This is a genomic window from Chromohalobacter sarecensis (assembly GCF_023061135.1).
GTDB classification, from domain to species: Bacteria; Pseudomonadota; Gammaproteobacteria; order Pseudomonadales; family Halomonadaceae; genus Chromohalobacter; species Chromohalobacter sarecensis.
On the sequence record NZ_JAKGAN010000002.1, the window covers coordinates 340,244 to 353,055 of the forward strand.

The 12,812-nt window shown below is 62.9% G+C and carries 10 protein-coding genes and 1 other RNA gene; 5 read left to right on the forward strand and 6 right to left on the reverse strand.

All coding sequences use genetic code 11. The features are described from left to right. The 4 genes from L1071_RS04480 to L1071_RS04495 are packed head-to-tail and all read right to left on the reverse strand — an operon-like array spanning position 1 to position 3,753. Positions 1 to 1,101 carry an ABC transporter substrate-binding protein gene (locus tag L1071_RS04480; RefSeq protein WP_246969204.1) on the reverse strand — a complete coding sequence of 367 codons (1,101 nt, stop codon included), beginning with the start codon at positions 1,099 to 1,101 and terminating at the stop codon, positions 1 to 3. Continuing rightward, positions 1,098 to 2,480, reverse strand: a complete 1,383-nt coding sequence (locus L1071_RS04485; RefSeq protein ID WP_246969207.1) for a sensor histidine kinase — start codon at positions 2,478 to 2,480, stop codon at positions 1,098 to 1,100. The genes L1071_RS04480 and L1071_RS04485 overlap by 4 nt, the downstream gene beginning before the upstream one ends. Beyond that, a complete protein-coding gene (locus L1071_RS04490) occupies positions 2,477 to 3,166 on the reverse strand; it encodes a response regulator transcription factor (protein WP_246969210.1) in 690 nt (229 codons plus the stop codon). Before L1071_RS04490 ends, L1071_RS04485 begins: the two co-directional genes overlap by 4 nt. Then, positions 3,163 to 3,753 carry an IclR family transcriptional regulator gene (locus tag L1071_RS04495; RefSeq protein ID WP_246969212.1) on the reverse strand — a complete coding sequence of 197 codons (591 nt, stop codon included), beginning with the start codon at positions 3,751 to 3,753 and terminating at the stop codon, positions 3,163 to 3,165. Before L1071_RS04495 ends, L1071_RS04490 begins: the two co-directional genes overlap by 4 nt. Before the next feature lie 199 nt (positions 3,754 to 3,952). Between L1071_RS04495 and L1071_RS04500 the strand changes: the two genes are divergently transcribed. From L1071_RS04500 to L1071_RS04510, 3 genes are read left to right on the forward strand one after another with little or no spacing between them, the layout of a single operon-like run. Then, positions 3,953 to 4,939: a Bug family tripartite tricarboxylate transporter substrate binding protein gene (locus tag L1071_RS04500; RefSeq protein ID WP_246969214.1), complete on the forward strand. Its 987-nt coding sequence runs from the start codon at positions 3,953 to 3,955 to the stop codon at positions 4,937 to 4,939. After that, entirely contained in the window at positions 4,936 to 5,388 is a 453-nt protein-coding gene (locus L1071_RS04505; RefSeq protein WP_246969216.1) for a tripartite tricarboxylate transporter TctB family protein, read from the forward strand. The genes L1071_RS04500 and L1071_RS04505 overlap by 4 nt, the downstream gene beginning before the upstream one ends. Continuing rightward, the gene (locus L1071_RS04510; RefSeq protein ID WP_246969218.1) at positions 5,388 to 6,902 is read left to right on the forward strand and encodes a tripartite tricarboxylate transporter permease; all 1,515 of its coding nucleotides are present in this window, start codon (positions 5,388 to 5,390) and stop codon (positions 6,900 to 6,902) included. The genes L1071_RS04505 and L1071_RS04510 overlap by 1 nt, the downstream gene beginning before the upstream one ends. A gap of 80 nt (positions 6,903 to 6,982) precedes the next feature. Here the strand turns inward: L1071_RS04510 and L1071_RS04515 are convergent, their stop codons facing one another. Together L1071_RS04515 and L1071_RS04520 are read right to left on the reverse strand one after the other, a co-directional pair. Continuing rightward, positions 6,983 to 9,004: a hypothetical protein gene (locus L1071_RS04515; protein ID WP_246969220.1), complete on the reverse strand. Its 2,022-nt coding sequence runs from the start codon at positions 9,002 to 9,004 to the stop codon at positions 6,983 to 6,985. Positions 9,005 to 9,037: 33 nt separating this feature from the next. After that, positions 9,038 to 10,261 (reverse strand): ATP-grasp domain-containing protein, encoded by a 1,224-nt coding sequence (locus tag L1071_RS04520; protein WP_246969222.1) that lies wholly within the window; start codon positions 10,259 to 10,261, stop codon positions 9,038 to 9,040. A gap of 224 nt (positions 10,262 to 10,485) precedes the next feature. Here L1071_RS04520 and ffs point away from each other — a divergent pair. After that, positions 10,486 to 10,582, forward strand: an RNA gene (gene ffs, locus L1071_RS04525) — signal recognition particle sRNA small type. Positions 10,583 to 10,753: 171 nt separating this feature from the next. After that, positions 10,754 to 12,787, forward strand: coding sequence for a DNA polymerase III subunit gamma/tau (gene dnaX, locus L1071_RS04530; protein WP_246969224.1), 2,034 nt, complete (start codon positions 10,754 to 10,756; stop codon positions 12,785 to 12,787). The last annotated feature ends 25 nt before the right edge of the window (positions 12,788 to 12,812 follow it).

Genomic DNA, 12,812 nt, shown 5'->3' on the forward strand with positions numbered 1-12,812 from the left:
TCACGGCCCGCTGTCGCTGAGCCGTGTGTACTCGCGCTGCCAACGGTCGAGCAGTGAGTGGCGCTTGAGAGTGTCGAGCGTGGCCAGCAGGCTGGGGTCGATGGCGATCGGATGAAGGGCATCGCCGAGGGTCTGGCGCAAGTCACGCGCAGTGCCTTCGCCGTCGAGTGCGGTGTGTACCGCCCCGAGAGGCGTCTTGTCGCGGATTACCCGTTGCCCTTGACGACTGAGAAGATAATCGACGAAGCGTTCGGCGGTCTCGGGATGGCGCGCGCGCTTGGGGATCAACACCAGACGCTGCGTCACCAGGGCATAATCGTTGGGAATGACCATTTCCAGTTGCGGGTGATCGGCCACGAAGTCACGTGCGTAGGAGCCTAGCAAGTTATAGCCGACGGCGTAGCGCCCGTCGGCCAGGCCGTCGAGCATTTCGCCGGTGGTGTCGGCCAGCGCCGCTTCCACACCGCCCAAGGCAGCCACCAATTCCCAGTAGCGCGGTGACATGTGCGCGTCTTCGGTGGCATAGGTATAGCCGGCACCGCTGCGCCAAGGATCGTAAGTCACCACGCGGCCTTTGAGACGCTGGCGCTCATGGGTGAGCAAGCTCAGCAAGGCTTCGTGGCTATCCGGAGGCGTTGCGCCCTCGAGCGCGTCGCGTCGATAGACGATGACCACGGGTTCGAAGGTAAAGCCGAACAATTCGTGGCGCCAGCGCGATACCTGGGGCCACTGCTGTGCTGCGGAGGTGGTCAACGCCCGTGCGTGGCCGCGGTTGGCAAGCTGATACTGCCAGGGCATGGCCGAGGACATCACCACGTCGGCGGAGGCCTCGTCTTCCGCCAGAAAACGCCGGTACAACGCGAGCGTGGTCAGGTTGCGGTAGATCAGCTCGATCTCGGGGTAGCGCGCATGAAAGTCGGCCAGTAGCGGGGCCATCAACTCGTTGTCCAGTGCGCCGTGAATTTCCAGTGGCTGCGCGGCGGCCTCGTGGGCGGCGGGGTAACGCAGGACATTGGCGTCATCGGCCAGCGTGATGGCGGAGAGCATCATGGCGGTGAGGGCGACGGCCCAGCGCGCGGGTGAGCGATGTGGCGCGGTCATGGTGTCGGCTCCTCGGTGAAATGCAAGCGCACGCGCAAGCCCGGCGGTTCGGCATTCGGCTGAGCCGGCGCCAGGGTGAGTCGGGCGGCATGGGCCCGGGCGATGCCATCGACGATTGCCAGGCCAAGCCCCGAGCCTTGGCCACCTTCGATGCCGCGATGGAAGGGACGCAGCACTAGCAGGCGTTGTGCCTCGGGGATCCCGGGGCCGTCATCCTCGACCTCGAGACGTGTTGGGGCTTCGCCGACGCGCACCGTGATACGCGATGCACCATAGCGGCAGGCGTTGTCGATCAAGTTGGCCAGGGCCTCGGCGAGCTGCCATTCGACCGCGTGCTGGATGACCGCATGCGAGGGTGTCTCGACGCCCAGGTCGATGCCCGCGCGATGGCAACTCGTCAGGGCGTCACGTATGGCTTGCCGGGCGATGTCGCAAAGATCGATATCGCGGGCTTCCGGCATCGACTCGGGGTTGTTGAGGCGCGTCAGGGAGAGCAGTTGTGAGGCAAGGCGCGCGGTCTTGTCGGCACTGCCGCGCATGACGCCGAGTGCATCGTGCCAGGCGCGAGGATCGTCCTGGCGCAGGGCGAGCTCGGCGCGTGCCGAAAGCCCCGCCAGCGGGGTGCGCAATTGGTGCGAGGCATCGCCGATGAAGCGTTCCTGGTTGGCGCGTACACGGCGCATGCGCGCCAACAGTTCATTGAGGGTTTCGCGCAGCTCGGCGAGTTCGCGAGGCAGGGTCAGGTCGAGCGGTGCCAGGGTGCGCGGGTCACGGGCGCGGATCGCCCGGCGCAGCTGGGTCAGGGGCATCAGGGCCATGCGCACCCCGAGCAGCACCACGCCGATGGCCAACAGCGCCATGGCGATCAAACGCAGCATGCTGCCCTGGAACAGCGCCTGTGTCAGAGCTGCGCGCCCTTCGCGGGTATGCGCCACGCGGACCTCGAAAGGCTGGCGGTCGCGCCACCCTTCGAGTAGCGAGCGCCGCACGCCCAGGCGCAACGCCATGTCGTGCCACTCGATGTTGGCGAAGCGCATGTTGCCTTGCCCGTCGTCGATGCGTGGTAGCTCGGCGTTGCCGCTGATGAAGTTGTCATGGGCATCGTAAAGGGCATAGAAAACGCGCTCTTCGGCGTTCGAGGCCAGCATTTTCAGGGCCGCCGGGGGCAGGTCCATCCACAGTTGGCCCTGCTGGCGCTTGACCTGTTCGGCGATGGAGAGTGAGGCCGATTCGAGCAAACGGTCGAACGCCCGGTCGGCGGTATCGCGCGAGGCCAAGTAGGCTTGAATGAGCATCAAAGTCCCCAGTGCCAGCATGGGCACCAGCAGCCAGACCAGCAGGCGCCGGTAGAGGCTGGGCGAGTTGACCGGTGGGCTCACGCGTCGCTCTCCAACAGATAACCCAGCCCCCTCACGGTGCGCAGTGCCAGAGACGAGCCGGAAAGACGTCGCCGCAGGCGGTGGATATAGACCTCGATGGCGTTGTCGCCGAGCGTTTCCTCGGCGAAGACCTGCTCGAGCAGGTGGGCTTTTTCCACCGGTTCCCCGGCATGGCGCATCAGATAAGCCAATAGGCGTTGCTCGCGGGGCGGCAGCTCGAGCGTGACATCATCGAGAGTGAAGCGTTGTGTCAGGGTGTCGAAATGCAACGCCCCGACATGCAATTGCGTGCCGTCGTCGTGTTGGCGCCGGCGTAAGAGGGCGCGCACCCGGGCTTCTAGTTCATCCAGGGCGAAGGGTTTGGCCAGGTAGTCGTCGGCGCCCAGATCGAGCCCCTTGACGCGATCCTCGATGGCGCCGCGTGCGGTCAGGATCAATACCGGCGTGTCGCGATCATGGCGCCGCATGGCATCGAGTATCTCGAGGCCGCCGCGGCCCGGCAGGTTGAGATCGAGCAGTACCAATACATAGCCATGCTCGGGGGAGGCCAGGCGGGTGAAGGCGGCGTCGCCGTCCTCGAGGGCATCGACTCGGTAGCTGGCCAGGCTCAGGACGTCGTACAGCGTACTGGCCAGCAGGGCATCGTCCTCGACCAGCAATAGGGGAGCGGTGGTCTCGGGCGTCATGACGGATAGTCCTGCAATGCGCGGTGGCTTAGTACTGTCGCGGCTTCTTGCAGGGCGCGTCGCGCTTCGCGGGCGGGCAAACGCCCCTTGGGGCCGGAAAGGCTCAGCCAGTAGGCGGTGTCAGGGATGGCCTGGCAGGTCATCGTCCCGCCGGGCAAGGCCAGCGAGGGATCGTCGTCCTGCATCTGCCAGCGGTAGCCGGGGCGTAGCGTATGGCGCAGGTCGGTGTCCGGCAAGGCGCTCAAGCAGCATTCCATCTGATCTTCCTCACATGACAGTAGCGCGGCGGTTTCTCCCGTGTCGCGGCATAAACGTTCGAGAACCGGCATGACCAGGCTGGCCAATTGACGCGTAGGTGCGTGCCGTCTGGCCAAGCGCGCCGGCGTGGCGCCCAGGCGATAGCGTCCGCGTGCATCGCGCTGCACGTAATCGTAACGCTCCAACGAGCCGAGCAAGCGTAACAGCGTGCTTTTATAGAGTGTGGTTACCTCGGCCAACTCGGCCAAGGATAGGCTTTCATGCTGCGTGTCGAAGGCTTCCATGACGGATAGCGCACGTTCGACAGCCTCTACCCGGTCTTGCGCCATGGCGGGTCTCCCAGGGTGTTTGCGTGCCGCAATGGCAGTATTCAACTTTAGTCTTGAACGGCGGCACGAGCGTTGACGCTCGCTTATGACAGGCCTAGTTTTCCGCTCAAGGGAACGTTGTTCTGCCTTACAGAACTGTAAGGTAAGTGTCAGGTTGCCCGCAACCCATTTCAATTCTCGCTCAAGGGAGATAACAACAATGGCTTTCAAGACGCCGCTCAAAATCATCATGGCGGCTGCGCTGACACTCGGTGCCAGCACCGCCATGGCGTTCGAACCGTCCGGCAAGGTCGAGTGCATCGCGCCCTCCGATCCGGGCGGCGGTTGGGACTTCACTTGCCGTAGCATTGGCAATGTCCTCGAGGATCTCGATCTTGTGCCGCGCAGCGTGCAGACCATCAACATGGCCGGCGCCGGCGGCGGGGTGGCCTATGCGCACACCGTGAGCAAGCGTGCCGGGGACGAGCAACTGCTGGTTGCCGCCTCCACGGCCACCACCACGCGTCTGGCGCAGGGGCAGTTCCAGGGCCTGGACGCCGACATGGTCAACTGGATCGGCGCGTTGGGTGCCGATTATGGCGTCATCGCGGTAAGCAAGGATTCCGAGTACGAAAACCTCAATGACCTGATGGATGCCCTCAAGGACGATCCGCGTGCGGTTAAATTTGCCGGGGGTAGTGCCAAAGGTGGCTGGGACCATCTCAAGGTGCTGATCGCGGCGAAAGCGGCCGATGTCGGCAAGCTGCCGAAGATTCCCTACCTCTCGTACAACAACGGAGGTGAGGCACTGACGCAGGTGGTCGGCGGCCATGTGGACGCGTTTACCGGCGACATCACCGAGGCGCAAGGCTTCATGGAATCCGGCGATCTGCGCATCCTCGCCGTGCTCTCGGAAGAGCGCCTGCCCGGCGAGTTCAGCGACATTCCTACCGCGCGTGAGCAGGGTATCGATGCGCTGGGCCCCAACTGGCGTGGTTTCTACATGCCGGCGGATATTTCCGATGACGCCCGTGAGTACTGGGTCGACGCGATGAATACCGTCTACGCCAGCGACGAATGGAAGGAGCTCATGAAAAAGAACGGGCTGATGCCGTTCCACAAGAGTGATGATGAGTTCAATGAATTCGTGAAACAGCAGATCCAGGATATCCAGGAACTCTCCCAGGAAATCGGACTGATTAAATGAAATGCAATGACCGCATCTTCGGTCTACTGATGCTCGTCCTGGCCGTCGCGTACGGCTGGGGCGCCACTCAGTTTCCCGTACCATTCGGTGGGGGTGAGGGCATCGGACCCGAGACATTTCCCACCTTGCTGGCCGTGGTGCTGGCGCTAAGTAGTCTGTACCTGATCGTCAAACCCGATCCGGGATCAAAATGGCCACCGATGCGCACGGGGCTGGAACTGCTGATCGCCGTGGTGGTGTTGATCGCCTATGTGCTTTTGCTTCAGCCCTTGGGCTTCATTATTACCACGACCCTGGCTGTCGGCACCCTGTGCTGGCGCATGGGGGCGGCGCCCATTCGCGCTTACGTCACGGGTCTGATCGCGGGCATCGTGGTGTATTTTCTGTTCACGATCGGCCTTGATTTGTCCCTGCCGCTGGGCGTGTTGAGTGTACTGGAGGGAAGCTGATGGAAACCCTGGGCTATCTGATTGATGGGTTTGGCGTCGCTCTGGCGCCGCACAACCTGATGTTCGCCTTGATCGGGGCCTTTCTGGGTACCTTGATCGGGGCTTTGCCGGGGCTGGGGCCAGCCAATGGCGTGGCGATTCTGATTCCGCTGGCCTTTACGCTGGGCCTGCCACCGGAAACCGCGCTCATCATGCTGACCTCCGTCTATGCCGGGGCCATGTATGGCGGACGTATCTCGTCGATACTGCTCAATATTCCTGGCGATGAGCCGGCGATGATGACCTGTCTCGACGGTTACCCGATGGCGCAGAAGGGCAAGGCCGCCGAGGCGTTGGCGATCTCGGCGATTGCCTCCTTCATGGGAAGCTTGATTGCCACGATCGGCCTTATCTTGCTGGCGCCGTTGCTGGCCAAGTTCGCATTGACGTTTGGGCCCGCAGAGTATTTCGCGTTGTTCGTATTGGCCTTCGCCACTTTGGGTGGGATTACCGGCAAGAACCCGGTCAAGACGATTCTTGCTGCTGCCATCGGGTTGATGATCGCCACGGTGGGCATCGACAACACCGGCACCCAGCGCTATACCTTCGGTGTGCTGGAGCTCTACGAAGGTGTCGATTTCATCATCGCCATCGTCGGCTTGTTCGCTATTTCCGAATTGATGTTCTTTATCGAAGATCGTGCTGGCGGCGGCAAGGGGCCGATGAAGGTCAACAAGCTCACGCTGTCCTGGAAAGAGATCGGTTCCATCTTTCCCACCACATTGCGTGGCGGTGTTCTGGGCTTCATCTCCGGTGTGCTGCCGGGGGCCGGCGCTTCGCTGGGTAGCTTTATCAGCTACACTCTGGAGAAGAAGATCCTGGGCAGCAAAGGGCATTTCGGCGAGGGCGATCCGCGCGGTGTCGCGGCACCCGAAGCGGGTAACAACGGGGCCTCCTCCGGCGCCTTGGTGCCCATGCTTACGCTCGGCGTGCCGGGAAGCGGCACGACGGCGGTGCTGCTGGCGCTGCTGATTTCGATGAACATCACCCCCGGGCCGATGATGTTCACCCAGAACGCCGATATCGTCTGGGGGGTCATCGCCGCCTTGTTGGTGGGTAACTTCCTGCTGTTGTTGCTCAACATTCCGCTGGTGGGCATCTTCGTCAAGCTGCTCTCGGTGCCGCCCAAATACTTGCTGCCGATTGTCACTATGGTGGCTTTCGTGGGTATCTACTCGATCAGCAATTCTGCCTTCGATCTGTATTTCATGGTGGCCTTCGGCGTGGCTGGCTATATTCTACGTAAGCTGGAGATCCCACTGGTGCCCATTATTTTGGGCTTGCTTCTGGGGCCAGAAATGGAAAAGAACCTTGGTCATGCGCTGACAATTTCCGACGGCGACTGGAGCGTGCTGTGGAGTAGCGGGTTGTCGATCACGTTGTGGGCGCTGGCCATCATTGGGCTGGTACTACCTGTGGTCGTGGGGCCGATTCTGCGGCGCCGCATGAAAGCTGCTCAGGAGAACGTCGGTTAATGTGACCGACGTCTGACAAGTATGCTGCGTATGTCTCGCCCCCGCCGGGTTGCCGGTGGGGGCGAGTGTCGTTTGCGGTCTCAGTGCGGGGCGGAAAGCGCTTGTAGTTCCGCGGCCGGGACCCGATCGGCTCCCCAACTGCGATACACATGGCCGGTCACCCGGTCGAGTTCGGCCTGAGGTACATGGGCCAACTCGCCGTGTTCCAGCGGGTCGTAATGGAAGATATACAGGCGCGAGGCGAATTGTTCTAAAGGCAGCGACGCCTCGCCGAAGCGTTCGCCGCAACCGGCGGTGCTAACTTTGACACCGTCGCCCCAGTCCTGACCACTATCGTTGTTGGGGTTGAAGAAGTAGGCGCGCATCACGTCCTGGGGGTCCAGATTGACCCGCAACAGGGTGATGGCGTGCCAGCCGATGAAGCGGGCTGCGCTATCGGTCACCGCGATGCCGGCGGGTTGCGGGTGGATCAGCGGCTGATTGCCGTTGTAATACGGGTGGTAGCTGGCATAAAAGTGGCGGAGAAACTCGTCGAGTTCCTTGAGTTGGCCGGTCTCCACGTCGACATTGATGCGAAAGCCACGGCCAGCCCACCAGCCATGGAATTCCGGATTGACCCAGCGATGCGGGTCACCCTCACGGCCGATGCAGCGCCGGCCCATCTCGGCGTAGATGCGGTCGAGATGCGGTACCACGATCAGCGATACTGGATCGAGATCCAGCGGCAGGGCAGTGGCGACGCCGGATAGACTGGCCATCGACGACAGTGGCATGCCTTCGAAATGCATGATGATTTCGTCATCGCGGGCTGCCCAGGCGACCATCTGCAGCAGATAGTCGGGGTCGTTGTAGGCCCACATCGACAGCGCACGCGCCGACTGGCAGGTCGGGTTGTTGCCCTGGCCGACGCCCAGCGGCAGGCCGAGCATGCACAGCACGCCTTCAAGCAGCCGCGCGCGAGGCGCCACAGCATCGCCATAGGCCATGCGGATGCGCTCCTGGGACCACTCGGAGACGGGCAGACCGATCTGGCGCCACAGCGCGGGAGCGACCGGCGGTTGGTAGAGGATGCCGCGCTCGAGCATCAGCGCCAGCCCATATACCGCCTGTGGCGTCTCGGGAAAAACGCCCTCCTCGATAAGCGCCTGAACCAGCTGGCGGTAGCAGAGCAGGCAGTCGCGTCCGGTGGCCGACAGGCCCAGCGCTTCGGCGAGCAGATGATCGCCTTGGTCGAGCAGATGACGCAGCAGCGCCGCATGATAGGCCGAGACCAGCCCGGTATCGTGCATGGCGCGGGCGAAGCCGGTAGCCTCGTATTGCAGGGCGCCGCTGTCCATTGCGTGCAGGCGCTCGAGATAGACCTCGATACCGGGGTCCTCGCGGGACGCCTGGGTCGCCCCGAAGAGGCTGCTGACCAGGCGGTCGGCACCTTGGCCGCTGGCGCCCAGATCGATGTCGGGGTTGGCCTGACAGATAGCGATCTGGGTGATCATGCGCTTGATCGCATCGACCTGAATGGGGCGCTGCTGAAGGATGCGCCAGATCTCATCGATCAACTGGTCGATGACATGTTCGTAGCCGATGGTCTCGGCCAGATGCGCGAACAGGCCACGCGTCAACTGCGCCAGGCGACCCTGGGTTTCGCGCTCGGCTTCGCTGGGCGCGCTGAACAGCAGATCGAGATTGATCGCCAGAACCTGGGTCAGATAGTGGTGCGCTTGTTCGGCGGAGATCAATGCATGCTTGTAGTGACTCTGGGCGACCGCTAGCAGGCGCAATTCGCTGAGTCCTTCGAGTACCACGATGTCGCTCTCGGCGCTCTTCAGCGAATGCACGGTCAGCGACGGCACCAGAGTGTGTGGCTGGGCCCAGTCGGAACCGTCGAAGATGCCGGCGGTCTCTATCGCTTGGGCGCGTGCTTCGATGGCGGCGCAGCCGCCCGGTTGGAGCATCACCTTGCGGGCGCCGTCGAAGACGCGGCGCAGTTTGCCGGGCTTGGCGAAGTCGGGGGCGTTGGCGAGGATCTCGACCGCTTCGTCGAGCTTGGCCAGTGCGGCATCGAGCTTGGCGCTATCCGGCTTATGTTCGTCGTGGCTCGTCACAAGGGCTCCTTTTGCCCAAGAGTACAGGCATGATTATACATAGAAGTCGAGCTCTTCCTGATGCTTGAGCAGGTCGCGCATGGTGTGCGGATCGTCGCCGAAGAAATACAACAGCCCCCAGTGCGTGCCGAAAGCCGTGCGCTTGGTGACGGTTTCCTCGAGCGGCGCGGTCAATTCATGGGATTCGAAGTAAGGATGGTCTTCGGTTTCCTCGGGCATCTGCAGGCGGCTGACCACGCGGCGGCGCGGATAAACGCCGAAACAGCCGGCAACACCCTTGGCGTCGACCACTTCGCGGGGGAAGAAGTCGGTAATTTCCTGTTCGGTCGTCTTGGGGTCGAAGGACAGGATCAGCCCCTGATAGGCGTTGAAGCCGTAGGCGCGTTCGAGCAGCTCGAAGACCTTGAAACCGGGCGGACGGTAGGCGACTTCGCCGAAGTACATCTCGCCATCGCTGGTGACGAAGTATTCCGGATGCACGAAGCCGAAATCGATGTCGAAGGTCTTGATCAGCTTCTCGATCTGACGGGTGATCGAGTCGCGGTATCTCTCGAGTTCCGGTGTCGCCGGGACGAACACCGAATACCCCAGAGTCACGTATTCGGAGATGTTGAGAAAGCGGATCTTGCCGTTATGGATCCACGCCTCGACGGCGAATTCCCAGCCATCGAGATGCGATTCCATCAGCACCGGAAATTCTTCTTCGGGGATGGTGTCGACCTCGTCCGGCGTGCGGATCACGCGGTGCCCCAGGCAGCCCGCCTTGTCGAAGGCCTTGAGGTGGATCGGGTCGTTGGGATCGCCGTCGAGCTTGAGCAGCGTCTGGTTGACCCGCTTGAGGAAACGGATGACATCTTCCTTGTCATGCGCTTCCTCAAAGATGCCCACGCGAATGCCGCCCAATTGCGCGCGGCGCTTCATCAGTGCCTTGTCGCGTAGCAGTAGGGCTTGGCCATAGAGGCGGGGATTATCGAGCAGCAGCGAATTGATTGCGCCGGCCCATTCGACGGTTTCCTCGTACAGAGGAATGGCGACGTCGACGCCCATCTCCTGGAGTGTCTCGGCGATTTCCATCGAGCGGTCGTTGAGGCGCTCGAAGTTCCAGGGCACGTAGGGGATCGCGTGCTCCTTGCAGTATTCCTCGGCCCACTCGGGGGCCACGACGACATAGCGGCGGTCGAAGTTTTCGGCGGCCTCGATGGCATTCAAGCTCCAGCCCAATAACGCGATATGTCCCTTGTCGAGGGATTTTTCCATGATGATTCTCCTTTAACGCGGGGAAGGGCCGTGCCCTTCCAGCCTAGCCTATAATGCATAGTGGGCGTTGGATTGTTTGATACCTTGCCGAGCAGTGGTCTCGCTGTTATAGTGCAGCGGCGTTCGAGGCAAGTCATTGAAAGCGCATAGCGTTTTCTGATGTTCGAACGACTCGGTGGCGACAAGCAACACGACGCTCGCAACCGATTTTGCTGTGGTGGCCCTGTCGGTCCTCCCGCAACGCTAAACCGCGAACCCCGCCAGGCCCGGAAGGGAGCAACGGTAGTGGTGGCTGCGTGTGCCGGGATGTGGCTGATGGGGCCGCCTCCATTTCGTCCCCCCGTATTACCTGTTCGGCCTCGATGTCGACTCGCCCCTCGTCGAAGTTCTCGCTACCCGCTAGAATGGACGCTTTAACGATCTTCCCTCTGTGTCGAGTGCTTGGTGCTGCCAGGTGGGAATCGGCCCGATCTGCAAGGACATCCCGACGGTATGAGTTACCAGGTTCTGGCCCGCAAATGGCGCCCCCGCACGTTTCACGAACTGGTCGGCCAGGAGCATGTCTCGCGTGCGCTGGTCAACGCGCTCGACCAGGGGCGTTTGCATCATGCCTATCTGTTTACCGGCACGCGCGGGGTCGGCAAGACGACGCTGGCGCGGATTCTCGCCAAGTGCCTGAACTGCCGGCAGGGCGTGACATCGGTGCCGTGCGGTGAATGCGAGACTTGCCGCGAGATCGACGAGGGCCGCTTCGTCGACTTGATCGAAGTCGACGCCGCCTCGCGGACCAAGGTCGAGGATACCCGCGAGCTGCTGGACAACGTGCAGTACGCACCGACCCAGGGGCGTTACAAGGTGTACCTCATCGATGAGGTACACATGCTGTCTACGCACAGTTTCAACGCGCTGCTCAAGACACTCGAAGAGCCGCCACCCCACGTCAAGTTCCTGCTGGCCACCACCGATCCGCAGAAGCTCCCGGTGACGGTGCTCTCGCGCTGCCTGCAGTTCACGCTCAAGAACATGCCGCCGGAGCGCGTGGTCGGGCATCTGACGCATATTCTCGAGGCCGAATCGGTGGCTTTCGACGAGCAGGCGCTGTGGCTGCTGGGCAAGGCCGCCGAGGGCTCGATGCGCGACGCCTTGAGTCTGACCGACCAGGCCATTGCCTTCGGGCAGGGCGAGGTGCGCCACGCGGATGTCGCCGCGATGCTGGGCACGCTCGATCATCGCCACCTGCTGGCATTGGCCGAGGCGCTGGCCGAGGTCGATGCCGCGCGGGTATTGCAGGAAGTCGCCAGCCTGGCGGAACAGGGGCCCGACTTCGGCGCCATCCTCGACGATCTGGCTGGTGTCTTCCACCGCCTGACCATCGCCCAGATGGTGCCGGATGCGCTGGATAACGGTCACGGCGATCGCGATACACTGCTGCCGCTGGCTGCGCGCTTTACCGCCGAGGACGTTCAACTCTACTACCAGATTGCACTGCAAGGCCGCGGGGACATGGAAAGCGCCCCGGACCCGCGTACCGCGCTGGAGATGACGCTGCTGCGCATGTTGGCGTTCCGGCCTCAGGGTGTACCCAAGCCGCCGCAGACGCCATTGCCGATTCGCGGCTCGGCCGAGAATCAGGCGCCAGCCGCCGCGCCATCGAGCGCTCCCGCTGCGGAGACAGCGCCTAGCCAGCCGTCGTCCCCCGAAATTCAGGCGCCCGCAGCGGGTAAGGGCAGTGAGGACGTGCCGCTCGAAGCCAAGGTGCCTGAGACCAAGGTGCCTGAGACCAAGCTGCCTGAGACCAAGCTGCCTGAAGTCGAGGCCCCTCCGGTGGTAGAGGAGGCGCCGCCTTCCATGGCCGACGCACCTGATGACGCTGTCGATGCCGCGCTCGAAGACGAAGCGCAACGCCAGGCGGACGCCGCTGGCGTTGCCGATGTGGACGATGCGCCGCCCTGGGCGCTCGATGACGTCCCGGCACCAGCCGCCTCCGAGTCACCCGCCGCCTCCGAGTCACCCGCCGCCGTGCCAGAATCCCCGGCGATGGATGCTGCCGCTGAGGTGGATGAGCCTGATCCCGAGCCCACGACGTCGGCCCCCGTCGCTGCCACGCACGAGGCGGGCGCTTTCGATCATGCACGCTGGCTGGCGGTTTTCGAATCGCTGGCACTGGGTGGGCTGACGCGTAACCTGGCGGCGCATTGCATCATCGAACATGACGACGGCGAAACGCTGATGTTGCGGCTGGACCCTTCGCAGGAGGCGATGCTGGCCGATGTGCACGTCGAACGTCTCGCCAAGGCCTTGGCCGATCAGGGCGTTGAGCGTCGCCTGAATGTCACGGTCGCGGCCTTGCCCGAGAACCTGGATACGCCGCGTTCGCAAAGCGAGCGGCAGGCGCGAGAGCGTCATGCCCAAGCGGTTGAAGCGTTGCGCCGCGACCCGCATATTCAGATGCTGGAACACGATTTCGGCGCCCACTTGCTGGAACGTAGCGTGACGCCGACCGATGGCGCCGCTTCCGACGCGTAAGTCGTCGGCGGCTCTGACTTTTTAG

Excerpts from the sequence above, each read along its gene's own strand:
- L1071_RS04495 (WP_246969212.1), bottom strand. The coding sequence starts at position 3,753 with ATGGCGCAAGACCGGGTAGAGGCTGTCGAACGTGCGCTATCCGTCATG.
- L1071_RS04490 (WP_246969210.1), bottom strand. The coding sequence starts at position 3,166 with ATGACGCCCGAGACCACCGCTCCCCTATTGCTGGTCGAGGACGATGCC.
- L1071_RS04480 (WP_246969204.1), bottom strand. The coding sequence starts at position 1,101 with ATGACCGCGCCACATCGCTCACCCGCGCGCTGGGCCGTCGCCCTCACC.
- L1071_RS04505 (WP_246969216.1), top strand. The coding sequence starts at position 4,936 with ATGAAATGCAATGACCGCATCTTCGGTCTACTGATGCTCGTCCTGGCC.
- L1071_RS04510 (WP_246969218.1), top strand. The coding sequence starts at position 5,388 with ATGGAAACCCTGGGCTATCTGATTGATGGGTTTGGCGTCGCTCTGGCG.
- L1071_RS04500 (WP_246969214.1), top strand. The coding sequence starts at position 3,953 with ATGGCTTTCAAGACGCCGCTCAAAATCATCATGGCGGCTGCGCTGACA.
- dnaX (WP_246969224.1), top strand. The coding sequence starts at position 10,754 with ATGAGTTACCAGGTTCTGGCCCGCAAATGGCGCCCCCGCACGTTTCAC.
- L1071_RS04520 (WP_246969222.1), bottom strand. The coding sequence starts at position 10,261 with ATGGAAAAATCCCTCGACAAGGGACATATCGCGTTATTGGGCTGGAGC.